Origin of the sequence: Gordonia desulfuricans NBRC 100010 (genome assembly GCF_001485495.1) — a bacterium.
Lineage (GTDB): Bacteria > Actinomycetota > Actinomycetes > Mycobacteriales > Mycobacteriaceae > Gordonia > Gordonia desulfuricans.
Genome location: NZ_BCNF01000002.1, coordinates 1 through 25,895 on the forward strand (window position 1 = coordinate 1; position 25,895 = coordinate 25,895).

26 protein-coding genes, 1 tRNA gene and 1 other RNA gene are annotated in these 25,895 nt (G+C 70.6%); 17 read left to right on the plus strand and 11 right to left on the minus strand.

Going from position 1 to position 25,895, the window contains the following annotated elements; genetic code table 11:
* Nucleotides 1-346: 346 nt before the first annotated feature.
* From GD1_RS00085 to cobC, 6 genes are all read right to left on the minus strand, one after another.
* Nucleotides 347-1,765 carry an RNB domain-containing ribonuclease gene (locus GD1_RS00085; RefSeq protein WP_059034855.1) on the minus strand — a complete coding sequence of 473 codons (1,419 nt, stop codon included), beginning with the start codon at nt 1,763-1,765 and terminating at the stop codon, nt 347-349.
* Nucleotides 1,766-1,800: 35 nt separating this feature from the next.
* Nucleotides 1,801-2,205, minus strand: an RNA gene (gene rnpB / locus GD1_RS00375) — RNase P RNA component class A.
* Between the two features lie 35 nt (nt 2,206-2,240).
* Nucleotides 2,241-2,960 carry a bifunctional RNase H/acid phosphatase gene (locus GD1_RS00090; RefSeq protein WP_169798167.1) on the minus strand — a complete coding sequence of 240 codons (720 nt, stop codon included), beginning with the start codon at nt 2,958-2,960 and terminating at the stop codon, nt 2,241-2,243.
* Nucleotides 2,960-3,697 carry a zinc ribbon domain-containing protein gene (locus GD1_RS00095; protein ID WP_059034857.1) on the minus strand — a complete coding sequence of 246 codons (738 nt, stop codon included), beginning with the start codon at nt 3,695-3,697 and terminating at the stop codon, nt 2,960-2,962. The genes GD1_RS00090 and GD1_RS00095 overlap by 1 nt, the downstream gene beginning before the upstream one ends.
* A gap of 129 nt (nt 3,698-3,826) precedes the next feature.
* Entirely contained in the window at nt 3,827-4,966 is a 1,140-nt protein-coding gene (locus GD1_RS00100) for a Nif3-like dinuclear metal center hexameric protein (RefSeq protein ID WP_059034859.1), read from the minus strand.
* A 42-nt stretch (nt 4,967-5,008) separates the two neighbouring features.
* The gene (gene cobC, locus GD1_RS00105) at nt 5,009-6,070 is read right to left on the minus strand and encodes an Rv2231c family histidinol phosphate aminotransferase CobC (RefSeq protein ID WP_059034927.1); all 1,062 of its coding nucleotides are present in this window, start codon (nt 6,068-6,070) and stop codon (nt 5,009-5,011) included.
* A 33-nt stretch (nt 6,071-6,103) separates the two neighbouring features.
* Here cobC and GD1_RS00110 point away from each other — a divergent pair, with 33 nt between their 5' ends.
* The 3 genes from GD1_RS00110 to GD1_RS00120 are packed head-to-tail and all read left to right on the plus strand — an operon-like array spanning nt 6,104 to nt 8,318.
* On the plus strand, nt 6,104-6,787 hold the full coding sequence (locus tag GD1_RS00110; protein ID WP_059034928.1) for an HAD hydrolase-like protein: 684 nt from the start codon (nt 6,104-6,106) through the stop codon (nt 6,785-6,787).
* Entirely contained in the window at nt 6,780-7,253 is a 474-nt protein-coding gene (locus GD1_RS00115) for a low molecular weight protein-tyrosine-phosphatase (RefSeq protein WP_059034860.1), read from the plus strand. Before GD1_RS00110 ends, GD1_RS00115 begins: the two co-directional genes overlap by 8 nt.
* 45 nt (nt 7,254-7,298) lie before the next feature.
* Nucleotides 7,299-8,318: an SURF1 family cytochrome oxidase biogenesis protein gene (locus tag GD1_RS00120; RefSeq protein ID WP_059034930.1), complete on the plus strand. Its 1,020-nt coding sequence runs from the start codon at nt 7,299-7,301 to the stop codon at nt 8,316-8,318.
* On the opposite strand, the gene GD1_RS00125 is transcribed toward GD1_RS00120, so the two are convergent.
* Both GD1_RS00125 and GD1_RS00130 read right to left on the minus strand, forming a co-directional pair.
* Entirely contained in the window at nt 8,296-9,243 is a 948-nt protein-coding gene (locus tag GD1_RS00125; protein WP_059034931.1) for a cobalamin biosynthesis protein, read from the minus strand. The two genes, GD1_RS00120 and GD1_RS00125, sit on opposite strands and share 23 nt — an antisense overlap.
* A 17-nt stretch (nt 9,244-9,260) precedes the next feature.
* Nucleotides 9,261-9,893: a Type 1 glutamine amidotransferase-like domain-containing protein gene (locus GD1_RS00130; RefSeq protein ID WP_059034862.1), complete on the minus strand. Its 633-nt coding sequence runs from the start codon at nt 9,891-9,893 to the stop codon at nt 9,261-9,263.
* Between the two features lie 72 nt (nt 9,894-9,965).
* Here GD1_RS00130 and GD1_RS00135 point away from each other — a divergent pair, with 72 nt between their 5' ends.
* Nucleotides 9,966-10,787, plus strand: coding sequence for a spermidine synthase (locus tag GD1_RS00135; RefSeq protein ID WP_059034864.1), 822 nt, complete (start codon nt 9,966-9,968; stop codon nt 10,785-10,787).
* Nucleotides 10,788-10,931: 144 nt separating this feature from the next.
* Here GD1_RS00135 and GD1_RS00140 read toward each other — a convergent pair whose 3' ends face one another.
* A complete protein-coding gene (locus GD1_RS00140) occupies nt 10,932-11,756 on the minus strand; it encodes a maleylpyruvate isomerase family mycothiol-dependent enzyme (RefSeq protein ID WP_059034866.1) in 825 nt (274 codons plus the stop codon).
* A gap of 165 nt (nt 11,757-11,921) precedes the next feature.
* Between GD1_RS00140 and GD1_RS00145 the strand changes: the two genes are divergently transcribed.
* The 10 genes from GD1_RS00145 to GD1_RS00185 all read left to right on the plus strand — a co-directional run bounded on the left by GD1_RS00145 (nt 11,922) and on the right by GD1_RS00185 (nt 19,898).
* Nucleotides 11,922-12,908, plus strand: a complete 987-nt coding sequence (locus GD1_RS00145) for a CE1 family esterase (protein WP_244882437.1) — start codon at nt 11,922-11,924, stop codon at nt 12,906-12,908.
* Between the two features lie 11 nt (nt 12,909-12,919).
* Nucleotides 12,920-14,626 (plus strand): serine/threonine-protein kinase, encoded by a 1,707-nt coding sequence (locus tag GD1_RS00150; RefSeq protein ID WP_059034868.1) that lies wholly within the window; start codon nt 12,920-12,922, stop codon nt 14,624-14,626.
* 60 nt (nt 14,627-14,686) lie between these two features.
* Nucleotides 14,687-15,673, plus strand: coding sequence for a helix-turn-helix transcriptional regulator (locus GD1_RS00155; protein ID WP_059034870.1), 987 nt, complete (start codon nt 14,687-14,689; stop codon nt 15,671-15,673).
* Between the two features lie 87 nt (nt 15,674-15,760).
* Nucleotides 15,761-15,835: transfer RNA gene (locus GD1_RS00160), tRNA-Val, on the plus strand.
* Between the two features lie 489 nt (nt 15,836-16,324).
* Nucleotides 16,325-17,227 carry a polysaccharide deacetylase family protein gene (locus GD1_RS00165; protein WP_059034873.1) on the plus strand — a complete coding sequence of 301 codons (903 nt, stop codon included), beginning with the start codon at nt 16,325-16,327 and terminating at the stop codon, nt 17,225-17,227.
* Nucleotides 17,228-17,253: 26 nt separating this feature from the next.
* Nucleotides 17,254-17,565 carry a hypothetical protein gene (locus GD1_RS00170; protein WP_059034875.1) on the plus strand — a complete coding sequence of 104 codons (312 nt, stop codon included), beginning with the start codon at nt 17,254-17,256 and terminating at the stop codon, nt 17,563-17,565.
* A complete protein-coding gene (locus GD1_RS25595) occupies nt 17,562-17,669 on the plus strand; it encodes a GTP-binding protein (protein WP_162128896.1) in 108 nt (35 codons plus the stop codon). The genes GD1_RS00170 and GD1_RS25595 overlap by 4 nt, the downstream gene beginning before the upstream one ends.
* A 13-nt stretch (nt 17,670-17,682) precedes the next feature.
* On the plus strand, nt 17,683-18,504 hold the full coding sequence (locus GD1_RS25825; protein ID WP_500683569.1) for a GTP-binding protein: 822 nt from the start codon (nt 17,683-17,685) through the stop codon (nt 18,502-18,504).
* A 72-nt stretch (nt 18,505-18,576) separates the two neighbouring features.
* Complete coding sequence (locus GD1_RS00180) at nt 18,577-19,602, plus strand: asparaginase (protein WP_059034879.1); 1,026 nt, start codon at nt 18,577-18,579, stop codon at nt 19,600-19,602.
* 92 nt (nt 19,603-19,694) lie between these two features.
* Nucleotides 19,695-19,898: a hypothetical protein gene (locus tag GD1_RS00185; RefSeq protein WP_059034881.1), complete on the plus strand. Its 204-nt coding sequence runs from the start codon at nt 19,695-19,697 to the stop codon at nt 19,896-19,898.
* A 13-nt stretch (nt 19,899-19,911) separates the two neighbouring features.
* Here GD1_RS00185 and GD1_RS00190 read toward each other — a convergent pair whose 3' ends face one another.
* Complete coding sequence (locus GD1_RS00190) at nt 19,912-20,751, minus strand: LysR family transcriptional regulator (RefSeq protein ID WP_059034883.1); 840 nt, start codon at nt 20,749-20,751, stop codon at nt 19,912-19,914.
* Between the two features lie 79 nt (nt 20,752-20,830).
* Between GD1_RS00190 and GD1_RS00195 the strand changes: the two genes are divergently transcribed.
* The gene (locus GD1_RS00195; RefSeq protein WP_059034886.1) at nt 20,831-21,760 is read left to right on the plus strand and encodes a DMT family transporter; all 930 of its coding nucleotides are present in this window, start codon (nt 20,831-20,833) and stop codon (nt 21,758-21,760) included.
* Between the two features lie 115 nt (nt 21,761-21,875).
* Here GD1_RS00195 and GD1_RS00200 read toward each other — a convergent pair whose 3' ends face one another.
* Complete coding sequence (locus GD1_RS00200) at nt 21,876-22,445, minus strand: TetR/AcrR family transcriptional regulator (protein ID WP_059034887.1); 570 nt, start codon at nt 22,443-22,445, stop codon at nt 21,876-21,878.
* Nucleotides 22,446-22,555: 110 nt separating this feature from the next.
* On the opposite strand from GD1_RS00200, the gene GD1_RS00205 reads away from it, so the two are divergent.
* Nucleotides 22,556-23,254, plus strand: a complete 699-nt coding sequence (locus GD1_RS00205) for an alpha/beta fold hydrolase (protein WP_059034889.1) — start codon at nt 22,556-22,558, stop codon at nt 23,252-23,254.
* 239 nt (nt 23,255-23,493) lie between these two features.
* Nucleotides 23,494-25,884, plus strand: a complete 2,391-nt coding sequence (locus tag GD1_RS00210; RefSeq protein ID WP_169798168.1) for a protein kinase domain-containing protein — start codon at nt 23,494-23,496, stop codon at nt 25,882-25,884.
* Nucleotides 25,885-25,895: the final 11 nt, after the last annotated feature.

Below are 25,895 nucleotides of genomic sequence, written 5' to 3' on the forward strand. Positions count from 1 at the left end.
TACCGGGCTCGGTCCCGGCTCAATCACCGTGGTAACCGCTGGTCAAGCCTCGACCCCGCCCCGGTCATCGAGGTACCCGCTGGTTGAGCCTGGACCCCGCCCGACGAACGACGAGCCCCCGATGGTTGAGCCGACGAGGAGCGCCAGCGACGAGACGAGTCGAAACCTCCGCCACCCGACCACCCACGGCAACCACCCCCGAGCCGGTCACCGACACCGTCACCCCACCAGATTTCGACAAGGGTCCTCGCCCTACCGGGCTCGGTCCCGGCTCGATCACCGAGGTAACCGCTGGTCGAGCCGGTCCCTGCCCGATCACCGAGGTAGCGGCGACCACATCCCACCATCACGCCGGCGCGAACTCGACGCTGCGCGTGTCCGGGTCGGCGGCGGCGAGGACGACGGGCAACCGGACGGCGGCGTCGGGGGTGCCGCTGCACGCGGCGATCACCGGGGGTTCGGTGACGAAGATCTTGGCCGGGCGCTTGTCCGTGCCCGCCGACAACACCACCGCGTCGAACCGCTCGCCCACCCGGCCCGCCAGGACCACCGATTCGGTCAGGTCGATGCTCTCCCGGTCCGCCGACGACCCGAGCGAGTCCGCCGACCGCAGGATCTTCGGCAGGGTCGGCAGGGCCCGGACCACCCAGTCGGGGACGGGGCGGCCCGCCGACACCGACAGGCACACCTCGGTGGCGAACCGGTCGCCGAGGCGCCGCAGCGGGGCGGTCACATGCGCATAGATCCCCCCGATCGCCGCATGCACCATCTCGTCGTGGGTCAGCTCGGGTTCCCCGGCGTCGAGCACCTTGTATCCGGCACCGCGCATCAGCGTCCCGGCGTGGCTCATCAACGCGAGCGTCGACGGCGCATCCTGCGGCAGACCCGCCAGGAACTCCCCCGGCGTCGCCCCGTCGGGCCACGGCACCCGCAACGCCGCGGCGGTGGCCCGCAACTGCTCGACGGCATCTGCCGGGGCGGGTGGCAGCGTCCGCAGCAAACCGATTCCGGCGTCGGCCATGATCGTGCCCGCGCACATCCCGGTCATCAGCGACACCTGCGAGTTCCACATGTCGGCGGGAGTGCGGGGCGCGATCTGCAGCGTCCACGGACCGTCCGACGGTGAGCGCACGACCTCCTGGTCGGGCAGGTCGAGTTCGATCGCCCCGCGCGCCAACGCCGTCCGGCGGCGGAGCTCCCCGAACCGCGGGAGGTCGACGATCGACGGGTGCAGTCGCCCGGCTGCGGCGTCGGCGGCCACTCCGGCGTAGTCGAGGCGCGCTCGTGAACGCACCCGGGCCCGCGCGACGCTCACCTCGACGACCTCACCCGCACCGCTGACCCGCATGGTCCACAGCACCGCAGCACGCTCGACGTCGGGCAGCAACGATCCGCGACCCTCCGACAGCACCCGCGGATGCAGTGGCACCGACCGGTCCGGGAAGTAGATGGTGGCGCCGCGGCGTCGGCTCTCGGAGTCGAGGGCGCCCTCCGGTTCGATCAGCGCGGCGACGTCGGCGATCGCATAGTCGACGACGATGTCGTCATCGTCGGCGCGCAGGCACACCGCCTGATCGAGGTCCATCGAACCGGGCGGATCGATGGTGACCAGCGGGATGTCGGTGCGGTCGATGCGGTCGGCGGCATGCCGGTCGACGGCGTTCTCGGCCTCGGTGAGCGCGTCCTGCCCGTAGTTCGCGTCGACGCCGAGTTCGCCACGGATGGCGTCGAAGTCGATGTCGGGGGCGGAGAGTCTGCGTTGCACTCCCCGACCCTAGCCAGAGCGGCCGGGGTGTGGGGCGAACGAGTCGGCGTGTAAGCCGGATCCTGTCCCGACCACGAGGGTCGGTGGCGACCATCCATCTGGGCACACCGTCGCCGGGTACCTCGAGCGGCCCACCCGCGGACTCGGGCGAGCAGCCCTCATACATCCGCGCACACGCACCTGACGGTCCGTGCTTCGGCCTTGCTCCGGGTGGGGTTTACCTAGCCGATGCGGTCACCCGTATCGCTGGTGCGCTCTTACCGCACCGTTTCACCCTTACCGACCTGACGGCCGGCGGTCTGTTCTCTGTGGCACTGTCCCGCGGGTCACCCCGGGTTGCCGTTGACAACCACCCTGCTCTGCGGAGTCCGGACTTTCCTCGGCGAGCGGCGTGTCCAGTGACTGGCCGTCCCGCGCGCCGCGGCCGCCCGGCCGACTCGTTCGCCTGTACAGGATACGCTGCGCGTCCCAGCGCTCAGAACAGGTGTGCGGTCTCGTTGACCGCCTTCACCGCGGCACCGCCGTCGGGATAGAACTCGGCGATCGACACCGACGCCAGATCCAGGTGCAACCGGAACAGCAGCTGCGGTCCGACGTCGAGGGCATGACGCAGCAACGACTTGATCGGGGTCACATGCGACACCACGAGCACGGTCTGCCCGGCGTACTCGGTGAGCAGCCGATCGGTGGCCTCGACGACGCGGCGCGCCACCTCGTCGAAGCTCTCCCCGCCCGGGGCGGGCAGCGAGGTGTCCGACAGCCAGTGCGTGTGCAGGTCCGGATCGCGACCGGCGGCCTCGGCGAAGGTCAGTCCCTCCCATCGCCCGAAGTCGGTCTCGATGAACCCGTCGTCGGTCACCACGTCGAGACCGAGTGCCGCGGCCGCGGCGTCGGCGGTCTGGCGGGTGCGGGTCAACGGCGACGACACGATGGCCGCGATGTCGGTCTCCCGGGCGACGCGGCGCGCGGCCGCCGCCGCCTGGGCGAGACCGAGTTCGGTCAGTTCCGGATTTCCGCGGCCGGAGTACCGACGCTGCACCGACAACGGGGTCTGCCCGTGGCGCAACAGGATCACACGCGTGGGGGTGGCGCGCTGCCCCTGCCAGGTCGGCTGTGCCCTGCCCGCATCGGCGGCGTCGGCCGGCCGGCCCTCGCCGGTGGCCGCGTCAGCCGTGTCGGTGGCGTCGGTGCTCATCAGAGACCGGACTCGTGGTTGCGGACCAGGATCGCACCGCATTCCTCGCAGCGCACCACGTCGTCGTCGGCGAGGGCGGCGATCCGGGTGAGGGTGCCGCGGTCGATCTCCATCCGGCATGCCCCGCACCGGCGCTGACGCAGCAGTCCGGCACCGATCCGGTTGTCGGCGCGCTGGCGGTCGTAGATGGCGAGCAGTTCGGCGGGCACGTCCTGGGCGATCCCGGCGCGACGCTGCGCGGCCACCTCGCGGTCGGCGGTGACCGCACCCAGCGACTCGGCGCGGCGGGCCTGCAGGGTGTCGACCTGTTCCTGGAGCTGGGCCACGGTCGCCGAGGCGCGCTCCTGCTCGGTGGCCACGGCCTCCTGCTGCTCCATCAGCTGCAGCATGTCGTCCTCGAGTGCCGATCGGCGCCGGCCGAGTCCGTTCAGTTCGTGCTGCAGCTCCGAGAGGGCCCGCGGCGCCAGTCCGCCGGCGGTCAGCTGTGCGGAGTCCTTCTGCTCGCGGTCACGCATGCCGGTGATCTCGCTGTCCATCTTGCGATAGTCGCGGTCGAGATCCTCCGCGGAGATCTCGGCGCGCACCAGATCCTCACGCGCGGCCTCGATCCGGCTGGTGGCCTCGGCGATCTCGGCATCCTCGGGCAGGGTCCGGGCACGGTGGTCGAGTCGGGCCACAGCGGCGTCGGCGTCGGCCAGTTCGAGCAGGAGTCGTTGCCGGGCGGCATCGACCTTCATCGAGTGTCTCCTCGGTCGTGGGGTGAATCACCGGTGTCCGGAGCAGGGCTGTCGGAGTGGCCGGGATGAGATGACCACGTTACGCGCCCACCGACGCCGTCAGGTACCGGCCGCCCGCGGCGGCCGTTCTCATGCCGTCGGCGCTGCACCGTTCACGACGAACGGGTCGGTGGTCGGGCGGTGGACGTCGGCGGTCAGCCCGGTGTGCTCGGTGATCAGTGCCGCGGCCTGCGCGCACCACGGGAACTCGGTGGCCCAGTGCCCGGCGTCGACGAGGGCGGGCCCGCCGGTGCGCAACGACTCGTCCACCGGGTGATGCCGCAGGTCGCCGGTCAGGTAGACGTCCACCCCGGCACCCCGCACCGTCGACAGCAACGAGTCCCCGGCGCCGCCGCACACCGCCACGTGCTCGACGATGCGCGCCGGGTCACCTGCCCCGCGGACCCCCCACGGCCCGCCGAGAGCAGCCGCGGCATGGTCGACGAAGTCACGCAAGGTCATCGGCACCGGCAGCCGGCCGATCCGGCCGAGCCCGAGATCGGTGGGCAGGGCGGCCAGTTCGAGCACGTCGAAGGCCGGTTCCTCGTACGGGTGGGCACCGCGCAGGGCGGCCAGCACCGCCGGGCGCAGGCCGCGCGCGGCGACCATCTCGACCCGCGACTCGTCGACACGTTCGCGGACACCGATCTCCCCGATCGTCGGGTTGGCGCCGTCCTGCGCCTCGAACTGTCCGACGCCGACCACCGACCATGCGCAGTCGCGGTAGTCGCCGATCGCCCCGGCACCGGCGGCAAACATCGCCTCGCTGACCTGTTCGGCGTTGCCCTCGGGGACCATCACCACCCACTTGTCGAGCGGGGCGGCAGGCGCAGGCTCCAGCGGGCGCAGGTCGACCAGGCCGAGCGCCTCGGCGAGGGCGTCGGAGACGCCGGGGCGGGCCCGGTCGGCGTTGGTGTGGGCGCTGTAGAGGGAGATCCCGGCGCGGATGAGCCGGTGCAGCACCGACCCTTTCGCGGTGTCGGCGGCCACCGAGTCCACCCCGCGCAGCAGCAGCGGGTGATGGGCCAGGATCAGCCCGTATCCGCCGGCGATCGCGGCGTCGACGACGTCGGCGGTGACGTCCACGCAGACCAGCACCCGGCGCGCGGGTTCGGTGCGGTCACCACAGACCAGGCCGACCGAATCCCAGCTCTCGGCCAGCCGTGGCGGGTAGGCGGCGTCGAGGACGTCGAGCACCGTCGACACCGCCACCGAGCCCGCACCCGTCACCGAATCCGAGACGTCCGTGCCAGAAGAGTTGTCGGTAGTCACTCACTTCACCTCCGTCGGGACCCGACGGAGGGCCTCGACCAGGCGGGTCACCTGATCGTCGGACCGTACCGCCAGGCGCAGATGATCGTCGGTCAGGCCGACGAAGTTCGCGCAGCTTCGCACCGCGATACCGGTGCGCCGCAGTTCTTCCCGCACCGAGAGTGCATTCGCCACCTCGAACAGGACATAGGGTGCGCGTGGGTCGGCGACAGGTCGCCACCCGACGTCGGCGAGCCGGGCGAGCATGGCGTCGCGCTCGACGGCCACCAGCCGGGCCTGCTCGTCGCAGTGGCTCTCCCCCTCCGGCCCGCAGCAGGCGGCGAGCGCGGCCAGTGCCGGGGTCGACATCGGCCAGGCCCGCCGGCCCGCCGACAACCGGGCCGCGAGCGCCGGGTCGGCGAGGAGATATCCGGCGCGCAGGCCGGCCAGTCCGAAGGTCTTGGTGACACTGCGGATCACCACCAGCCCGGGCAGCCGCACACCGGCCAGCGATTCCGGTTCACGCATCCCGGTGACCTCGTCGACGGTGAGATCGGCGAACGCCTCGTCCACCACGACGATCCGCCCGGGCCGGCACAGTGCCTCGATCGCGGTCCGCGGATGCAGCACCGACGTCGGATTGGTGGGGTTGCCGATCACGACGAGATCGGCGTCGTCGGGGATCCTCGCCGCCGCACGCGCATCGAGCGGCCGGGTGGGGTCGAGCGGCACCTGCACGATGGGCACGCCCGCAGCACGCAGCACCAGTTCCGGTTCGGTGAACGACGGCTGCAGCAGCGCGGCCCGGCGCGCACCGAGCCGGCCGAGCAACTCGAATCCGTCGGAGGCCCCGGCCAGCAGCAGTACCTCGCCGGGGTCGCGCCCGTGCAGTGCGGCGATCTGCGCGGTGACGGCATCGAACAGTTCCGACGACGGGTATCGCGCCAGGTCGTCGAGCGTGGCGGCGATCGCCGACCGCACGAACCCCGGTGGCGCGCCCCGGACGTTGACGGCGAAATCGAGCATTCCCGGCGCCCAGTCCCGGTCGCCGTGCCGGTCGAGTGCGAACAGCCCCGATGTCATGGACATCGAGCCTACGTGCACGATGGTGAGGTGATGTCGCGACCGGACCCCGCTGATCCCACCACCGTTCTGCTCGTCGATCTCGACGGCACGATCACCGACAGTTTCGCCGGAATCGCCAACAGTTTCCGGCATGCCCTCGCCGAGGTCGGCGCTCCACCGGCCCCCGAATCCGTCGTCGCCGGGATCGCCGGACCCCCGATGATCGACACCCTGCTCGGGCTCGGACTCGAGCAGGCCACCGCCGACGCCGCGATGACCGCCTACCGCGCCCGCTACACCGACGTCGGATGGCTGGAGAACTCGGTGTTCGACGGGATGGGACAGTTGCTCGCCGATCTCGACGCCTCCGGCCGCACCCTGGCGATCGCCACGTCGAAGAACCAGACCACCGCCCATCGCATCCTGGAACATTTCGGTCTGGTCGACCACTTCCGGGTGGTCGCCGGCGCCGGGGACGACGGTGTGCGCCGCCACAAGCCCGACGTGATCGCCCATGCGCTGGCACAATTGGACATATCGCTCGACCCGGAGACCCGCCGGCCGGCTCGGCCGGTGGTGATGATCGGCGACCGATCCCACGACATCGAGGGAGCCGGACAATTCGGTATCCCCACGATCCACGTGCAGTGGGGTTACGCTCTGCCGGGGGAGCGCGACGCTGCCGCTTGGAGCGTCGAGTCCACAGCACATCTGCGCGAGGTACTCGGTGTCTGATCTACTCCATATCTGTTTCGTGTGTACCGGCAACATCTGCCGGTCACCGATGGCCCAGAACATCTTTGCCAAACTGCTCGCCGACGAGGGTCTGGCCGACCGCGTCGAGGTCAGCAGTTGCGGCACCAGCGGGTGGCATGTCGGCGAGCCGGCCGACAACCGGGCCCGCACCGAACTGCTGGCCAACGGTTACCCGGACGGGCATGCCGCCAGCCAGCTCGGCAGCGAACACATCGAGGCCGACCTGTTCGTCGCCGCCGATGCCGGTCATGTGAAGGAACTCGAACGCAAACGTCTCGGCGACCGCGTCCGGCTGCTGCGCAGCTTCGACCCGGCGGCCGGTGACGATCTCGACCTCGCCGACCCGTACTACGGGACACCCGAGGATTTCGCGGCCACCCGCCGACAGATCGAGGCCGCGGTGCCCGGTCTGCTGCTCTGGGTACGCGAACAACTCGACGACTGAACCCGTCACCCGCCCACCCCGGTGCACCTGAGTACCGTGGTGGGTATGCGCGTGCTGCGGACCCTTCTCCGGCCGGGCTGGATCGCCCTGGTCATCGTGGTCGTGGCGTTCGCGGCGGCCTGTTTCATGATCCTCGCCCCCTGGCAGCTGGGAAAGAACGCGTCCACCTCCGAACGCAACGACCTGATCAAACATGCGGTCGCGACCGGACCGGCCCCGATCGACGAGGTCGCCCCCGCCGGGGTGCCGTTCGTGAGGTCCACCGAATGGCGTGAGGTCACCCTCACCGGCACCTATCTGACCGACGAGCAGGCCCTGGTGCGGCTGCGTTCGGCCGGTGAGCGCCCGGCGATCGAGGTCCTCACCCCGTTCCGGGTCGCCGGCACCGACCGGGTCCTCGCCGTCGACCGCGGCTTCGTCCGCCCCTACCAGAGCCAGACGCCGGTGATCCCCGCCCCGCCCGCCGGGCAGACCACGATCACCGCCCGCATCCGGGCCAGCGAGGGGACGTCGGAGGGCCGTGGCGCCCGCGTCGAGGACGGCTCGCTGACCGTCTACACGATCGACCCGGCCGAACTGTCGAAGGCCACGGGTACCGCGATGGACCCGTTCTATCTGCAGTTGTCACCGGATCAGCCGGGTTCGCTGGGCGAGATCGCGCTCCCCCAGCTCGATTCCGGTCCGTATCTCTCCTATGGCCTGCAGTGGCTGGCCTTCGGCATCATGGCGCCGCTCGGCGTGGGGTACTTCCTGTACTCGGAGATCCGTCAGCGCCGTCGGTCCAAGGCCGCCGCCGCGGCCGCGGCCGCGAGCTCCCCCGCCGTGGCGGCGACATCCGGTGCCGAGACCTCGGAAGCCGGTGTGTCCGTGGCCGACGCGGGCGGTCTCAGCCGGTCCGACCGGCGCAAACGACTCCGCGCCGAACTCCGCAACGCCGGGAGCACCGCCGCGCCCGAGGCGGAGGCCGACGACACCTCGATGCCCGTCGGCATCGGCGCCGGACCCGACACCGAGCACGCCGAGGGCGTGGTCCGCGACAAACTCACCCAGCGCTACGGCGGCTGAGCAGCGCCGCCACCCCCGCCGACACCGCCAGCGCACCGAGCTGCACCCGCCGCGACAGTGCCACCGCCGCCCGGAGATCCGCGGTTCCCGGTGGTCGGCCGTCGCCGAGCACCGGCCGCTGTTCGACCCGATGCGGATACACCGTCTCGCCGCCCAGACGCACACCGAGGGCCCCGGCGAAACTCGCCTCCACCACCCCCGCATTGGGGCTCGGGTGTGCGGCCGCGTCGTCTCGCCAGGCGCGCAGCGCACCGCGACGGTCCGGCCCCAGCGCCACCACCAGCAGCCCCGACAGCCGGGCCGGCACCAGGTTGAGTACGTCGTCGAACCGTGCTGCGGCCCACCCGAACCGCTCGTAGCGCCGATTGTGGTGGCCGATCATGGCGTCGAGGGTGTTGGCCATCCGGTAGCCGAGCAGACCGGGCAGGCCGGCGACCGCACCCCACACCAGGGGTCCGACGGTGGCGTCGGCGGTGTTCTCGGCGATCGATTCGGTGGCGGCCCGGCAGATCCCCGCGGCGTCGAGGGCCTGCGGATCTCGTCCGCACAGGCTGGGCACCAGCGCGCGACCGGCCTCGAGGTCACCGGCGTCGAGGGCGTCGGCCATCTGTCCGCCGACCCCGGCCAGGGTGGTCCCGCCGCACACCGCCCAGGTCGCGGCGGCGGTCGCCAGGATGCGGGCGCCGGGATGCGAGGACACGACCGCCGCGGTGAGTCCACCGACTCCGGCAGCGGCTCCGACGCATACCGCGACCTGCACGACACCGGCACCGCGACGGTCGGCGTAGAGCCGGGCCTCCAGCGCGGCGGCACCCTGCCCCATCCCCGCGACGGGATGGAATCGGCGCGGATCCCCGAGGACACGGTCGGCGAGCAGGCCCACCGCCAGGCCGGTCGGCGACGGTCGCAACGCCCGCCACATCATTCGGGTCACCCGGCTCATCAGAACCCCGACACGATCGTCGTCGTCCGGCCGTCCCGGACCAGCACCGCCTGCTCGTCGCCGACGAAGTCCAGCGCGAACCGGTCGCCGAACTCGGTGCGGACCCGGTCGATCCGTTCCGGCGGATACCACGGCAGTTGTCCGTCGGCGTGCGGGATGACGACGTGGTCGATCAGGCCCAGCCCGCGCGGGTCCACCGGTCCGGGCGCCTCGGCCGGGTCGTCCATGTCGCCGATCGGTGCGATCGACGGGCCCACGATCACCGATCCGGCGCTGCACCCGATGTAGGGCAGACCGGCGCGGACACGCTCGGCGAGGACGTCGGCGGCACCGGCCCGGCGCAACGCCCACAGCAGGGCGTAGGTGTTGCCGCCGGAGACGTACACGGCGTCGGCGGTGTCGAGGGTGGCGGTGAACGCGTCGAGGCCGAGCTCGGCCGCCGACACGTCGACCACCGCGCAGCCGAGTTCGGCCAGCCGGGCCCGCTCGGAATGCACCCACGGGGCGTCGGCATACGGGATCTGGGCGTCGCCGAGGTAGCCGATGGTCAGTGCCTCGGGAGCACGGCCGGTGGCCACGGTCAGGAAGTCGTGCGCCGCACCGAATCCCAGCGACAACAGCAGCAGGTTCACCCCGGCAACGCTACCGGTGCCGCCGGGAGCCCCCGACAGGTGAACCGCGCGGGCGCATAGACTGCGTCCCCGATGGCCCGACCACACCCCACCCCCGTCGCCGGCGAGTACCCGATCGATTGCGGGACCGCCCAGCTCGCACCCGACCCGGTGTCGGGCGGCTGGTTGCTGCAGATCAACGGCACCCATTCCTCGCACATCGATCCCGACGACCCGACCGTCCTGGACTTCGAGTACCTGCGGCAGATGGCCGCGGTGATCGAGGACCGCCATCCCGCCGACGCCCATCTGCGCGCACTGCATCTCGGCGGGGCGGCATGTGCGCTCCCCCGCTATCTCGCGCACCGGTACGCGTCGTCGCGGCAGGTGGCGGTGGAGATCGACGCCGAACTCGCGCGGCTGGTCCGCGAGTGGTTCGACCTGCCGCGCGCCCCACGGCTGCGTATCCGGGTCGGCGACGCCCGCGCCGTCGTCGAGTCGCTGCAGCCGCAGTCACGGGATGTGGTGGTGCGCGACGCCTTCTCCGGTGACCGCACTCCCGAACACCTGACGACGGTGGAGTTCGTGACCGCCGTGCACCGGGTTCTGGCGCCGGGCGGGCTGTACCTGGCCAACTGCGGGGACTCGCGTGATCTGGGCAATGTCCGTGCCGACGTCGCCGCGACCGCCGAGGTCTTCGCTCATGTGCTGCTGGTGGCCGATCCGGCGATGTTCAAGGGCCGACGCACCGGCAATGTGGTGATCGTCGGCAGCGACGCCCCGCTCGACCCGTCGGCGGCGCTGGTCCGGCGGCTGCTCTCCGATCCGCTGCCGGCACACACCGTCGCCGGCGACGACGCCCGGGCGTTCGGTCGCGGACAGGCACGCCACGATCCGACTGGTCCGACCGGCTAGATCGAGTCCCCGACCGGCTCCTGCGGCGAGCCGGACGACCGGCTCCTGACTCGTGTGGCTCGGCTGGTTCGGCTAGCTCGGCCAGCTCGGCTAGCTCCTGTAGCTCGGCTCGATCGTTTAGCTCGGCTCGATCGTTTAGCTCGGCTAGATCGTGTAGTTCAGCGTGCCCAGGATGGCTGCGGCGAGGTCGGCATCCCCGGTCACGGTCACCGATGCGGGGTCGGCGCTGCGGCGTCCGCCGGCGAGCCGGGCCAGATCCACGCCGTCGACGGTGAGCGTGACGTCGGCGGTGGCGTCGCCACCGGGGAATGCCTCCACCAGGCCGGCCCGGCCGTCCACCGCGATCCGTACGGTGCGCGGTGCGAGACCGGTCACCTCGATCACCACGCGGCTGCCGTCGGGTGCCCCGGCCCGTTTACCGACGACGAACGGCAACGACGCGGCGAGTTCGTCGAGGGCGAATCCGGCCGGAACCGGGTCGGTGGGGGTCCCCGCGCCGCTGCCGTCACGCAGGTCGATCTCGTGGAACCAGCAGTCGAACACCCGGATTCGCATGAACCGGCCGTAGGTGTCGGGGCCCGCCGGGGTGAGCGACTCGGCGTCGAAGTCGGTCTGCGTCATCGCCTGGAGTGCGGCGGTCCGAACCGCGGTGATCTCGTCGAGTGCGGTGAGCACGTCGGCCTGGGTGTGGCCCCGGAAGTGTTCCACCCACTTCTCGTTGAGTTCGGCGATCGGATTGTGGACGTGGTCGCGGTCGGCGAGGCCGGCCGGTGCGTCGACGTCGCGGCCGGCGAGCATCGACTCGGTGCCGATGACGTGGGCGACGATGTCGGCGTCGGACCAGCCGGGCAGGATCGACGGTGCGGCCCACTGCTGCGCCGACAGCCGTGCCGCGACCTCCCGGATCGTGGCCCACTGGGCGATCAGGGCGCCGGTGATCTCGACGACGGGGACGATCGTGCGTGCCATGGACGTTCTCCGGTTCGGTCTGAGTTCTGTGAGGGCTGAGTTCTGTGAGGTCTGAGTGCCGGTGGGGCTGTTGGGTCATGTGTGGTGAGGCCGTTGTCCCCAACCCTAGGGCCGACCACCGACCATCGTGAGAGAAACGGCGGTCGCACCCTTTAGGCTGTTCCGGTGCGTGTGCGTCGGGTCGGTTCCCTGTGGTGTGGTGTCGTCGTCGTTTTCGGCGTGGTGGTCTCGGTGCTCGGCATCTCGGGACTCGGCGTCGCCGGACTCGGTGCCACCGCCGCGGCCTCGCCGGCCGGCGCAGTGACCGAGGTCGCCGCCTGCACCACGCGCACCGCACTCGCCCCGGGCACCACCGTGCGCACCACCAAGGTCAAGGGCGTCAAGCGCAGCTATCGGCTGCACATCCCGCAGGGCTACAACCGTTCCCGGGCCAATCCGCTGATCCTCGCCTACCACGGCCATGCCGAGAACACCGCGGCCTTCGAGCGCTACACCGGACTGTCACGGCTGCCGGCCATCGTGGTGTATCCGACCGGCCTGGCCGGCACCGACGGCACCTCCTCGTGGCAGGGCGCACCGTATTCGGCGCCCAAGGCCGACGACATCGCCTTCACCTCGGCCATCCTGCGCGAGGTCCGCGGCCTGGCGTGCGTGGACCGGGCGCGGACCTACGCGGTGGGCCGCTCCAACGGGGGCGGGCTGGTGTCGATGCTGACGTGTCGTCTGCCCCGCGAGTTCGCCGCCTACGCCGTGGTCAACCCCGCGCTGTACGCCCAGACCTGGCGGGCGTGTCCGAGTGCCCCGCCGGCCTCGGTGATCAGCTTCCACGGCACCGCCGACCCGGTGATCCACTACGCCGGCGGCGTGCGATTCGGGTCGCGCTACACCGGGATCGCCGACGCGACGCAGACCTGGGCCCGCCGCGCCGGATGTGTGCCGGTGCCGATCACCACTCCGGTCAACGGCGTCGTCGTGCGTGAGAACTGGCCGCTGTGCTCGTCGCTCGGAGAGGAGATCGTGCACTACCGGATCTCCGGTGGCAGCCATCTGTGGCCGGGCTCGGCGGTGCGCACCAGTCGTACCGGACCCAGCGACAGCATCTCCGCGACGTCCCTGATCTGGCAGTTCTTCGGCCGCCACCCCGCGTTCTGACGGAGGAACCGATGAGTCACCCCGACGATCGCTCGGGAACCACGCTCGGGCACTACCGGCTCGAGGAGTTGCTGGGCCGCGGCGGCATGGGCGAGGTCTACCGCGCCACCGACACCCGCAAGGGTCGCGTCGTCGCCCTCAAACTGCTGCATTCGACGCTGGCCGGCAACAGCAACTTCCGCGACCGGTTCCTCCGGGAATCGCGGGTCGCCGCACGGCTGAACGAGCCGCATGTGGTGCCGATCCACGACTGGGGTGAGATCGACGGACTGCTGTTCATCGACATGCGGCTGGTCGGCGGAGCCGACCTGCGCCGGCTGCTCACCGACTCGGGGGCGCTGGATCCGGCACGGGCGGTGATGATCCTGGGTCAGGTGGCCGACGCCCTCGACGCCGCACACGAGAGCGGGCTGGTCCATCGGGACGTCAAACCCGACAACATCCTGGTCGATGTCCGCGACTTCACCTATCTCGCGGATTTCGGTCTGGCCCAAGCCGATTCCGATACGCGGCTGACCTCCACCGGTGCGGCGATCGGGTCGTTCGGCTACATGGCACCCGAACGGTTCGGCTCCGACGAGGTGGGTGCCGCCGGCGACATCTACGCCCTGGCGTGCGTCCTGTTCGAAAGTGTCACCGGCACACAGCCGTTCGCGTCGGCGACCAATATCGAACAGCTCATCACCGCCCATCTGCACAAACAGCCGCCGGTCACCGGGTCCCCGCTCGACCCGGTGATCGCCCGCGGCATGGCCAAGGATCCCGCCGCGCGCCATGCCACCGCCGGCGAGTTGATCGCCGCGGCCCGCGCGGCGCTCGAAGCACCGGCCCCACAGGGCGGTTCGGCCGTCTCGCCGCCCACCGTCGTGCCGCCGGCGCCGACTCCCCCGCCGCCGTCGGAGCGGTTTCCCACGGTGACGCCCCCGCCGTCCGGACGGATTCCATCGGCCACGCCCCCGCCGCCGTCCGGGCGGATTCCGTCCACCACACCCACGCTGCCACCGTCGTCGTATCCGTCGGGTCCGCGTCCGGTCACCGGATCGACCAGCGCCTACGCGCCGACCGGCCAGGTTCCGTATCCGCCCGCCTCCTACCCCTATCCGGTGGCCCCCGCACAACCGAGGCGCGGCTCGGCGGCCGCGATCGCACTGGGCGTGGTCGCGGTGCTGCTGCTGGCCGGGATCGGGATCGGCGGCTGGGTGCTGCTGTCGGGGGATTCGTCGTCGGGCACTGCGGCGTCGGGCGGCTCCGACGCGCAGATTCCCGCCACGGCCGCGACCACCGAGGCCACCACCGTGACCTCCGCCCCCACCGAGACCGCGACCGCCACCGTCACCCAGACGGCCACACCGACGACGCAGGCGCGCAGCTCGAGTGACCTGGGGCTGACCACCCCGATCAGTCACCCCGCCTGCGACGGCACCGGGATCGTCGTCGTCGGCAATGCCGTCACCCCCGGCCAGTACCCGGCCGACATCCAGCGCATCCTCGACCAGTACCCGGGGTCGAACTATCTGCGCACCGACGAGTCGTGCGGGTCCCTGCGCGACCATGACGACAACGGCAACGTGATCTATGCCGTCTACCAGGTGGCCGGGTCTTCGCTCGCCGACATCTGCCGGGTGCGCAACCAGCTCGGTGGCGAGTCCTACGGCAAGTGGCTCGACAACACCACCGACCCCACCACGTTCATCACGCCCAGTCAGTGCGGTGCCTGAGCGGGAGGCTCTGCCCAATGCGGACACCGGCTGTCCGCGATGTCCGGCACGATGGACGCCATGCTGGAGACCTCGGCCCGACTGTTGCAGTTGCTGTCGCTGCTGCAGGTGCGACGCGAATGGTCGGGACAGGAACTCGCCGACCGGTTGCAGATCACCACGCGCACGGTGCGGCGCGACATCGACCGACTGCGTGAACTCGGCTATCCGGTGGACGCCACGGTCGGCGTCGGCGGCGGGTATCGGCTCGGAGCGGGCGCCCAGATGCCGCCGCTGCTGCTCGACGACCAGGAGGTTCTCGCCGTCGCGCTCGGTCTCGACGCGGTGACCACCGGTCCGGTGTCGGACATGGCCGCGGCGTCGGCCGGCGCACTGTCCAAGTTGCGGCAGGTGATGCCGTCCCGACTCCGGCATCGGCTCGACGCGCTCGCACTCGAAGCCATCCCCCACGAGCCGCGGGCCGCCGACGTGTCGGCCGAGGTGCTCACCGACATCGCCACGACCTGCCATCGGTACGAGCGACTGCGGTTCGACTATCGGCGTCACGACGGCACCGAGTCCCGGCGTGATGTCGAGCCGTACCGGCTGGTCCGCAACGGGATGCGTTGGTATCTGGTCGCCTTCGACCCCGACCGCGACGACTGGCGGTCGTTCCGGATCGACCGCATGGTCCCCAAGACCCCGACCGGTCCCCGATTCGTCCCCCGCGAGCTGCCGGAGGGCGGGGCGTCGGCATTTCTCGAACGCAGTATCGGCGCGGTCTACCGTGCGGTGTCGGCGCGGGTGCGGATGCACGCACCGCTGGAGACCATCGCCCCGATGATGTCGGATTCCTGGGGCACCATCGAGGCCGGCGACGAGTCGAGCTGTGAACTGCGCATGTACTCGTCGTCGCTCACCTCGATCGCCCGCTGGATGTATGCCTTCGGTGTCGACTTCACCGTGATGGAGCCCGACGCCCTGCGCGACGAATGCCGCAGTGTCGCCGACTATCACGACGAACTCGCGGCGCGATACCGCCGGGCCGCCCACCACGACGGCCCCTGACGATCTGCCCGGTTCCGGCCGGTTTGGGAGTTGCGCCGTTCAGCGACTACATTCGTTGACTGGTGCGGACGTCGCGACGTCCGCCCGGCGCGTATAGCTCAGCGGTAGAGCTCTGGTCTTACACACCAGCGGTCAGGGGTTCGAATCCCTTTGCGCGCACCATCATCGACGCAGGCAGCGGGCGGTCCATACGATCGCGACCAGTGTCCCGATTCCCCGCAGTGTGCCGCGGGTGTGCCAACGCACGGTTGGCGAGCCCCGCGTTCAGACGGCCTTATCCGTCCGGTTCTCCGAACAATTGCTCACTACTCGTCCTCTTCGTCGGCGACACCGTCGCCGATATTGTCCAGCTCCTCGGACTCGCGGCGAGCAATCGACTCAGCACGGATGCCCTTCACGCCCTTCTTGCGGTTATCCCGCACCAGGATTCGCCGGCCAGACGGTCCGCTCTCGGCCGTATCCGGTCTCGGCCAGCATCATCGTCGACGGCCGCTGACACCGCTGCCCGCACGGCAGTGAGTCGTCGGCGACCCCGCCTTGACCGCTGTAACAGCGATCACCTACTGTCTCGCAAGAACGTTTGCGCAATCGTTCTTTCAGCTTTCGGTCGCTCCCCCTGACGGGATGCGCCCCCGAGTGTGCGAGGTAGACATGGCCAAGGAGATCATCGTCAGCTTCGGTATCGACATCGATGCCGTCGCGGGTTGGATCGGTTCGTACGGCGGCGCCGACTCGCCGTCCGACATCCAGCGTGGAGTGTGGGCCGGACAGGTCGGCGTCCCGCGATTGCTCAAGATGTTCAAGCGTCACGGAATCCGGACCAGCTGGTTCATCCCCGGCCACAGCATCGAGACCTTCCCGGACGAGTGCGCGATGGTCGCCGCGGACGGCCACGAGATCGGTGCGCACGGCTACCTCCACGAGAACCCCGTCGCCATGACCGCGGCCCAGGAAGAGGACGTGCTCGCCCGCGCGGTGGAACTGGTCACCGAGCTCAGCGGCAAGGCGCCGCGCGGATATGTCGCACCGTGGTGGGAGCTGTCGTCCAACACCCCGGACCTGCTGCTCAAGTACGGCTTCGAGTACGACCACAGCCAGGGATTCAAGGACTTCGTCCCGTTCTACGCACGTTCGGGCGACTCGTGGACCGGCATCGACTACTCCAAGCAGGCCGCCGACTGGATGAAGCCGATGGTGCACGGCACCGAGATCGACCTGGTCGAGATCGGCGCCAACTGGTACGTCGACGACCTGCCCCCGATGATGTTCATGAAGGCCTCGCCCAACTCGCACGGATTCGTCAACCCGCGCGACATCGAAGAGCTCTGGCGTGACCAGTTCGACTGGGTGTACCGCGAACTGGACTACGCGATCTTCCCGATCACGATCCACCCGGACGTCTCCGGCCGGCCGCAGGTCCTGCTCATGCTCGAGCGCCTCATCGACTACATCAACGGCCACGAAGGTGTCCGCTGGATGACCATGGAGGAGACCGCCGCCGACTTCCGCAGCCGCTTCCCCTTCGCCGGCACCGAACGCCCCGTCGACTACTGATCGACAGCAGCAGCTGAATGTGTGGGATGTGCGGGACACCCGTGCCGCCGCCGCAATGGTGCGGGGCGGGCATCGTCGACGACGCCGGTGCGCGCCGCCGCGCCCGCGCGGCATCGGTCCGGGTCCTCGCCGCGATGCTGGCCGGGTCGGCGGTCCGGGTGACCGCCGATCTGGCCGGCATCGGCTACACCGTCAGCTCGGCCGACGGACGCAGCCGCGTGGTGTCCGATCTCGCGGCCGTGTGGCCGACCCTCGCCGAACTGCCCGGCCGGCCGTTCGATCCCCTCGACCCCGGCATGCTGGCTCGGCTGCGGGAGCTCGGAACGGCCGACCGATGACCATCCACACCCCCGTCGACAACCTGGACCGCCGGCTCTCGCTGACCGTCGTCGGCGGCTTCCTCGGTTCGGGCAAGACGACCCTGGTCGACCGCCTACCGTGACCCCGACACCGCGATCATCGTCAACGACGCCGGTGATCGAGCCCCCGACCTGGCGACCGGTGTGTACGCGCTGCTCGGCGGCTGCGCGTGTTGTGACCGACGAGATGCGCTGGCGGAGTTGCTCCGGGACCTGTGCGCAGCCCGACACTCCGGTGCGGGGCCGCGGCGCGCGGTCCTGGAGACCAGCGGCCTGGCCGATCCCGCCGGTGTGCTGCACGCGATCGAGGCAGATCCGGTCCTGTCATCGAATGTGGTCGTCGCCGACGTCGTCATCGTCGTCGATGCCGAGCGCGGGCTCTCCGACCTGGTGCATGAGCAGCTGGCCCGGGTCCAGTTGGAGCAGGCCGACTCGGTGATCGTGTCGAAGACCGACCTGGTCGACGCCGCCGCACTCGCAACGGTGGCCGCGACGGTCACCGCACTGAACCCCGGAGCAGCGATACGGGCCGCGACGTTCGGTGACCTCCGACCGATGGGATCGTTCGACGGGGCCGCCGCGGTATCGCTACCGGCGACGACCGACCTGTCCGCGCCCCGCTCGCGGTGGATCCCGGTCCCCCGCACCGTCGACTGGACCGTACTGACACTATGGCTCGGCGCCCTCGTCACCGCCCACCCGCAGCAGATCCTGCGGATCAAGGGCCTCGTGCGCACCCCGGCCGGACCGGTGATCCTGCATGCCGCGCGCGGCGCCATCGGCGTGCCCACCCGTCGTCGCGACGCCGACGTCACCGACGACGACTGCGGCCTGCTCGTCCTCGTCCGCGACCTCGATCCCGATGCCGTCGCAGAGTCGTGGAACGTCCACCGCCGAGCGCTGAGCGCCGATCCCTGACCCCTCGACCACCGCCGGCCGCGCCGCGCCGATGATCTCCGCCGTACCCGTGATCTCCCCAGAAGGACAATCGTGACCGCAGCATCGTCCAGCTTGCCCCGCATCGACTACTTCGCCCTCGGCGGCACCATCGCCAGCGTCCGCGGTGACGTCGCCGGTGCGGTCCCCACCCTGACCGCCCAGGACATCGCCGACTCGGTCGACGGCCTCCACGAGGTGGCCGACGTCCGGGCGCACCAGTTCCTGCTCACACCGTCACCGGAGATCACGATCGAGGATCTCGTCCGGCTGCGCGACGCCATCGCGGCCGCAGTCGCCGACGGGGCCGTCGGCGCGGTGGTCACCCAGGGCACCGACTCCATCGAAGAGACGTCGTTCGTCCTGGATCTGCTGTGGTCCGGCGATCCGCCGATCGTGTTCACCGGCGCGATGCGCAATCCGTCGCTGCCGGGTTCCGAAGGGTCGGTGAATCTGCTCGGCGCCGTCCAGGTGGCCGCCTCGGCGCAGGCCGTCGGCACCGGCGTGACCGTCTGTCTCGGCGACGAGATCCATTCCGCCCGTTACGTTCACAAAGGCCACACGGCCAGCCCGGCCACCTTTGTCTCGCCGGGTCTCGGACCCATCGGGTGGGTCGCCGAGGGGCGACCGGTCATCGCCCTGCGCCCGGCGACACGACACCACCTCACCCTGCCCGACGATCCTGCGGTCCCGCCGGTGGCGCTGGTCCGGCTCGGACTCGGTGACGACGGCCGGCAGCTGCGGGCCCTCGCCGACCTCGGCTATCGCGGGGTGGTGATCGAGGCGTTCGGCGGTGGTCACGTCCCGGTGGCCGCACTGCCGGCGATCGCCGACCTGGTCGCGGTGATGCCGGTGGTCCTCGCGTCCCGCACCGGGGCCGGTGAGGTTCTCACCGCCACCTACCGATTCTCCGGTTCGGAGATCGAGCTGATGGCGATGGGCCTGGTCCGGGCCGGAGCCCTCGACGGGCTCAAATCCCGTCTGCTGCTGACCCTCTGCCTCGCCGGCGATCTGGATGCGGACGCCATCGCGACCACATTCCAGTCGGTCGGTTCGACGACGGGACCGACCCGGATCTGAGGTGATCGCCGCTTCGCGAACCCTCATTCGGATCGCCGACGCGGACTCGCTCCTCGCCCACCGGTGCGCCGAAACACCCTAGGGTGCTTCACATGCTGGGCATCGTCGCGGCCTTCCTCCTGATCCTCGTGATGATCGCCGTCGCCGTCCCGATCGCGACGGTGGTGTTCAACAAGAACCGCGACCGGCGGCCGCCGGGCCACCCACCGAGTGGGCCGGTCGTCGGCCCCGACAACGGCAACGGCAACGACAACGGCAACGGCAACGACAACGGCAACGGCCACCAGATTCGTTGACCGGGTAGCGGATTCACGAGTTGGCGATGACGTCCTGCGGCGGCAGCACCGATCGGATGCGGCGCGTCACCGCAGCCCGGACAGCGGCCGGTACCCGTGGTCCGGTGGCCAGGTAGAGGGGTACCGGCGGCAGTGGTGGGAGATCGCGCACCCGCTCGAGCCCGTCCGGGCGCGCACCGATGCGCGGGAGCGGGGTGATGCCCTCCCGGTGGCGCACCGCCGACACCACCGCGGTGAGATTCGAGCATTCCCGGACGATCTGGAAGTCGGCCGCACGGCGGGAGGCGACGGCCTGATCGCGGACCGCACACGGCCGCTCGAACAGGATCACCCGGTCGGTCGGGGCACCGGGAACCCCCAGCCATTCCAGCGGCACCGTCGCGACCTTCTCGCCGCCCTGCGCGTGGCTGGTCAGGGTGACCGCGATGTCGGCCCTCGAGTCGTGCAGCATCTCCCGTGCCCGGGCGCTTCGGGTCAGGCGCAGACGGACGAGCACGTCGGGCAGCTCGGCGCGGAGTGCGGACACCAGGGACGGCACCAGCCCGTCGGCCGCATGCTCCGACGCGGCGACGATCAGCTCCCCGTCGGCCGCGGGGGTCAGCGCATGCACGGCCTCGTCGTGGAGTTCGAGGATGGACCGCGCATAGGTCGCGAGCAGTTCGCCGTCACCGGTCAGGGTGATGCCGCGGCCCTGGGGCATCACCAGCGCGGCGCCGAGCTGCCGTTCGAGCCGTCGAAGATGCCCCGACACCGCGGGCTGCGACAGGTGCAGCGCCTGCGCGGCGCAGCGAACACTGGAGAACGCGACGACGGCGTCGAAGCTCCGGAGCGGGACGATATCCAGAGTGGTCACCCCACCCAGCGTGCCACAACCATTCACGATTCGTGATTGGTCTTGGGGTTGCCTCGGCAGGTCCACGACGATCTAGATCATGCGATCAAGCACCCTGTCCGCCCGGCTTCTCGTCCCGACCGTCATCTTGTACGGCGCCGGATATCCCCTCGGCAGTTCGACCGTGGCGATCATGTCCCCGCGTCTGGTCGTCCTCCTGCGGTTCGCGCTGTCGGCGGTGATCCTCTGGGTGATCGTCGCCGTCCGGCGCCCGAACCGTCCGTCACGGCGCGCGGTCATGCATGCCGTCATCGCCGGGGTCCTGACGCAGGCGGTGCAGTTCCTGAGCCTGTACTGGGCGCTGACGAACGGCGTCTCACCGGGACTCGCATCGCTGATCGTGGCGCTCAATCCCGTTGTCACAGCACTTATCATGTCGGTCACGCTGGGGCATCGCGAAAGCCGTTCGGGTGCCTTCGCCCTGGTTCTCGGCGTCGCGGCGGTGGTGCTCGCCTGCACTCCGAAACTCCTCGCCGACCATTCCATCGGCATCCCCGTCGCCGCCGTCGTCGTCGCGATGCTCGGATTGTGTTACGGCGGCATCCACCAGGGACGCTACTGCGCCGACGTCGATCCGTGGACGGTCACCGCCATCGGTGTCACCGCATCCACCCCCATCGCCGCGGTCCTCACCTTCACCGGTCCGGTGGAGTGCAGCAACTGGCCACGTGCGATCGTCCTCATCGTCGTCATGACGGTGCTGACCTCGGTCGGTGCGACCACCCTGTATGCCGCCTGCATCCGACAGGCAGGAGCGCGCGCGGCGTCGATCCTCTTCGCGGTGATCCCCGCCGCCGCGAGCGTGATGGCATGGGTCGGATTGGGTGAGACCCTGTCGCCGTATGCCATCGGGGGCCTTCTGCTCGGAGCCGCCGCCTGCATCGTGCAGAGTCGGACGCCCGCGCCGAGACCCGAGCCCACCCTTCTCGTACGCACTACAACGACGAGGGGTTCCGCCACGGACGCCTGATCCGATGCCCCGACCGGTCCGTCGAAACCGGGACCGGGGCCGGGACGGATCAGCAGAACACCTGTGGCACAACACTTCCCGAAGCACCGATTCCCGGAGCCGCGCCGACCTCCGGTCAGCGCGGCGCCGGGAAGAGTTGGTCCACCGCCCGGCGCAGGGTCTCGCGCACGCGCGCGGGTCCGTCCAGTTCGGCCGACTGGAAGGCACCGTCGTGCAGGAGCATGAGCAGCCGTGCCGCATGGTCGGGGTCCGGGTGGTCGAGATCGACGGCGAGTTCGCGCAGCACCCCGAACAGCCAGGCCCGTTGTCCGTCGATGACGGCCCGCACCGGGTGCGTCCGATCGGGGTACTCGGTGGCGGCGTTGAGGAACTGGCATCCCCGGAATCCGTCCTCGAGCGTGGAGTCCCCGAGTGCGGCCATGACCGCATGCAAGGCCTCCATCGGAGCCTTCCCCGCCCGTGCGGCGTCCACCGACGCGCGGATGCCCTGCGCGGTGTCGGTGAGGTAGGCCGACACGAGGTCGTCCTTGCTGGGAAAGTGCCGGTAGAAGGTGGCCTTCGTGACCGACGCCTCCTTCACCAGACGCTCCACGCCGACGGCCTGAATCCCCTCCGTATAGAAGAGGTGCGAGGCGGTGCGCAGGAGCCGATCCCGGGGGCTCGTCACGGATTCAGAAGTCGTCACCCGCCCAGCATACGAGAACGACCGGTATCTCTGGCTTGCGCACCACTTGGTAGAACGACTAGTCTTTCTACCATCGGAGAGACCGGTCGTTCTACAAGTGAGGAATCTTCATGAGCAGCAACCCGACCATCGTTCTCGTACACGGGGCGTTCGCCGACTCGTCGAGCTGGAGTGATGTGATCCCGCAGCTGTGGAGCCGGGGCTTCGACGTGGTCGCCGCACCGAACCTGCTTCGTGATGTGAACGGCGACGCCGAGTACGTCTCCTCGATCGTGCGCGCCGTCGACGGACCCGTAGTGCTCGTCGGCCATTCGTACGGCGGTGTGGTCATCACCCGCGCGGCGCAGCAGTTGCCGAACGTCAAGGGACTGGTCTACATCGCCGCCTACCAGCCGGACACCGGCGAGAACGCCTTCGGATTGTCCGGGGCAACCGCGCTCGGCGCCGAGACCTCCACCGTGCTCACTCACGCCGGCGAGCCCGAGCTGCGGGTCAACGCCGACAGCTTCGGCGATGTCATCGCCGGTGACGTCGCATCCGAACGCGTCCGCCTCAGCGCCACCATCCAGCGACCCGTCACCCAGAAGGCGCTCACCGCGGACCTCGAAGGCGAGCCGGCGTGGCGCACGCTGCCGTCGTGGGCGCTCATCGCGACCCAGGACAATGCGATCCCGCTGAAGGAGCAGGAGTTCATGGCCGCCCGCGCCGGGTCGCACATCGTGCGGGTCGACGCATCGCACGCCGTCGCCACCTCGCGCCCGGAGGCGGTCGCCGACATCATCGCCGAGGCCGCCCGCGCAGTCTCCTGATCCGCCGGGTCCGGCGCCACACCGCCCCCGGACCGCACCGCGCCCACACGGACCGCTTCCGCTCCCCGGGTCCGTCCGCCACGGTCGTGGGGTCACTCCCCCCGGTGACCCCATGACCAGACCCCATGACCAGGCCCCATGATCGCGCCCCGACGACGGGGTCCGACCGCGGCGACACACCATTTCGGTATCGTCGACGCGGGCTGCACGGGCGGAGCATGCCGAGGGGACGGTTTTCTGTGAGCGGGGAGTATGTGGGCTCGATCGCGGGCTATCGCCTGCTCGGGCCGATACGCATCGACGGCATCGGGCAGGTGTTCCTCGGCGACCACGACACCCCGCCCCGACGCGAGGACGTGCGCGTCCTCCCTCCCGGGGCGACCGCCGACGATTCCGGCGCACGATTCGGTGCGCAGACGCGCGCACTCACCCATCTCGACCATCCCGGACTCCCCCGGATCACCCATCACGGCATCGATCAGCAGTACGCATGGGTCGCCACCACCCACGTGGACGGCGCGCCGCTCGGTCCCGGGCGCCGCGACGACGCCGAGGCCTTCGGTGTCGGCGCCCTGATCGCCGACGCCCTCGACCACGCGCACCGCAACGGAGTGCTGCACTCCGATCTCGCACCCGAGGGCATCCTGCTCACCGCCGCCTCGCCGCCCGGTGCTCCGGGAAGCGTCGTCGTCCTCGACATCGGCGTCATCGGCCTGATGCCCCGCCGCTCGGCCAACCCGTTGTCCGGTGGGCCGTCCTACACTGCCCCGGAAGTACGCGCGGGAGGCACAGCCGGGGCTCCTGCCGACCAGTATTCGCTGGCCGCCATCCTGTTCACCCTGCTCACCGGCACGCCGCCCGGTCCGACGTTCACCGGGTTCGGCGCCCATCGCACCGATCTCACCGTGCTCGACCCGATCTTCGCCCGCGCCCTGACCGACTCACCCGCCCACCGCTACCCCGATTGCCGCAGCTTCATCGGCTCGGTGACGGCAGCGCGCTCGGCGACGATCCCGGTCGCCGACGACCCGGTTCCCTCGCTCCGTGGCCGGGCGCAGCCGACGATCGTCCCCACCGGCGACCCGAAACACACCGGCAGCCCGAAACACGGCGACGCCCCGGAGCGCACCGGCATCCAGGCCGAGCTCCCACCGGCCGGTGGCCTCTCCGCCGGTTCACCCCCTGCCGCGTCACCCTCTGCTGCACCACCCCCTGCTGCGTCACCCTCTGCCGTTCTCCCCGCCGGCGGTGCAATCGACCGCCCCTCCGGCGACACGCTCCCACCCCGAACGCTCCCACCCCAAGCCCCGCCCGCCAGGCCGACACCACCGGCCCCCGACGCGCCGACCGACGCCCACGCCGTCGCCACCTCCGGCACCCACAGCACCGACCCCGCGTCCGGTGCGATCACCGAACCCGCACATCGGCGTCGGAGCACCCGCACGGTCGGCATGATCGCAGGCGGAATCGTATTGCTGCTGGTCGTGGCCCTGGTCTCGGTGGGCACCACGCTCGCCCTCACCCGAGAACCCGCACTCGTCCAGACCACCACGTCGAGCCTCGCGATCGCCAACGCCACCACCTGCACCGTCCACGACGGTGCGGTCTGGTGCTGGGGCGACAACGCACACGGCGAGGTCGGCGACGGGACCACCGAGAACCGCAACGCCCCGACCCGGGTCCCCGGACTGGCCGACGTCACCAGCATCGCCGTCGGGTGGACGTCGGTCTGCGCGATCGCCGGCGGTTCGCTCTACTGCTGGGGCGGCAACGAGAACGGCCAGATCGGCGACGGGACCACCGACGACCGGACCACGCCGACCAAGATCGAGGCGCTCCACCGTGTCACCTCGGTCTCGACCGGTACCGACATCGACCTCGTCGACGGCGAGATCACACCACGATCGACCACCTGCGCGGTGGCCGACGGCGGTGCGTACTGCTGGGGCGCCAACACCTACGGGCAGATCGGTGACGGGACCACCGAGAACCGACTCGTCCCGGCCCGCGTGCACGGCCCCGCCGACTTCACCGTGCTCGACACCGGGTCGGCGATCACCTGTGGTCTGACCGCCCCCGGCGATGTGTACTGCTGGGGCTACAACCGATCCGGCGGCATCGGCGACACCACGTTCACCGACCGCCACACCCCCACCCACGTCCCCGGACTCGGCCGGGCCGCCGCGCTGACCACCGCGGTGGGCACCACATGCGTGATCAGCGATTCCGCACTCTATTGCTGGGGAAACAATCGATACGGCCAGGTGGGCGATGCGACCCGCCGATACGCACGCACTCCCCTTCGCGTCGACGGGCTCCCGCCGGTGACCGCGGTCTCCACAAACACCCAGGCGATCTGCGCGGTCGCCGACCAGCGCCTGTTCTGCTGGGGCAACAATCTCGACAGCATGGTGCCCGACGACCGGCGGGGCTACCTGACCGCACCGGTGGAGGTGGGCCCGGACGACCTCGGCGGCCGGCTCGGCCCGGTGACCGGGGTCGTCACCGACTCGAGTACCACGTTCGTGCGCACCGACGCCGGGTTGTTCGCCTGGGGCCTCAATCGCAAGGGGCAGCTGGGCATCGGAACCGACGACTCCACCTTCCACCCCGTCGAGGTGCGGTTTTGAGCGCAACGCCG

Coding starts and splice junctions, on each gene's coding strand:
- GD1_RS00090 (WP_169798167.1), bottom strand. CDS start 2,960: ATGAGCACCGACGCCACCGACACGGCTGACGCGGCCACCGGCGAGGGC.
- GD1_RS00095 (WP_059034857.1), bottom strand. CDS start 3,697: ATGAAGGTCGATGCCGCCCGGCAACGACTCCTGCTCGAACTGGCCGAC.
- cobC (WP_059034927.1), bottom strand. CDS start 6,070: ATGACATCGGGGCTGTTCGCACTCGACCGGCACGGCGACCGGGACTGG.
- GD1_RS00110 (WP_059034928.1), top strand. CDS start 6,104: ATGTCGCGACCGGACCCCGCTGATCCCACCACCGTTCTGCTCGTCGAT.
- GD1_RS00120 (WP_059034930.1), top strand. CDS start 7,299: ATGCGCGTGCTGCGGACCCTTCTCCGGCCGGGCTGGATCGCCCTGGTC.
- GD1_RS00125 (WP_059034931.1), bottom strand. CDS start 9,243: ATGATGTGGCGGGCGTTGCGACCGTCGCCGACCGGCCTGGCGGTGGGC.
- GD1_RS00135 (WP_059034864.1), top strand. CDS start 9,966: ATGGCCCGACCACACCCCACCCCCGTCGCCGGCGAGTACCCGATCGAT.
- GD1_RS00140 (WP_059034866.1), bottom strand. CDS start 11,756: ATGGCACGCACGATCGTCCCCGTCGTCGAGATCACCGGCGCCCTGATC.
- GD1_RS00150 (WP_059034868.1), top strand. CDS start 12,920: ATGAGTCACCCCGACGATCGCTCGGGAACCACGCTCGGGCACTACCGG.
- GD1_RS00155 (WP_059034870.1), top strand. CDS start 14,687: ATGCTGGAGACCTCGGCCCGACTGTTGCAGTTGCTGTCGCTGCTGCAG.
- GD1_RS00165 (WP_059034873.1), top strand. CDS start 16,325: ATGGCCAAGGAGATCATCGTCAGCTTCGGTATCGACATCGATGCCGTC.
- GD1_RS00170 (WP_059034875.1), top strand. CDS start 17,254: ATGTGCGGGACACCCGTGCCGCCGCCGCAATGGTGCGGGGCGGGCATC.
- GD1_RS25595 (WP_162128896.1), top strand. CDS start 17,562: ATGACCATCCACACCCCCGTCGACAACCTGGACCGCCGGCTCTCGCTG.
- GD1_RS00185 (WP_059034881.1), top strand. CDS start 19,695: ATGCTGGGCATCGTCGCGGCCTTCCTCCTGATCCTCGTGATGATCGCC.
- GD1_RS00195 (WP_059034886.1), top strand. CDS start 20,831: ATGCGATCAAGCACCCTGTCCGCCCGGCTTCTCGTCCCGACCGTCATC.
- GD1_RS00205 (WP_059034889.1), top strand. CDS start 22,556: ATGAGCAGCAACCCGACCATCGTTCTCGTACACGGGGCGTTCGCCGAC.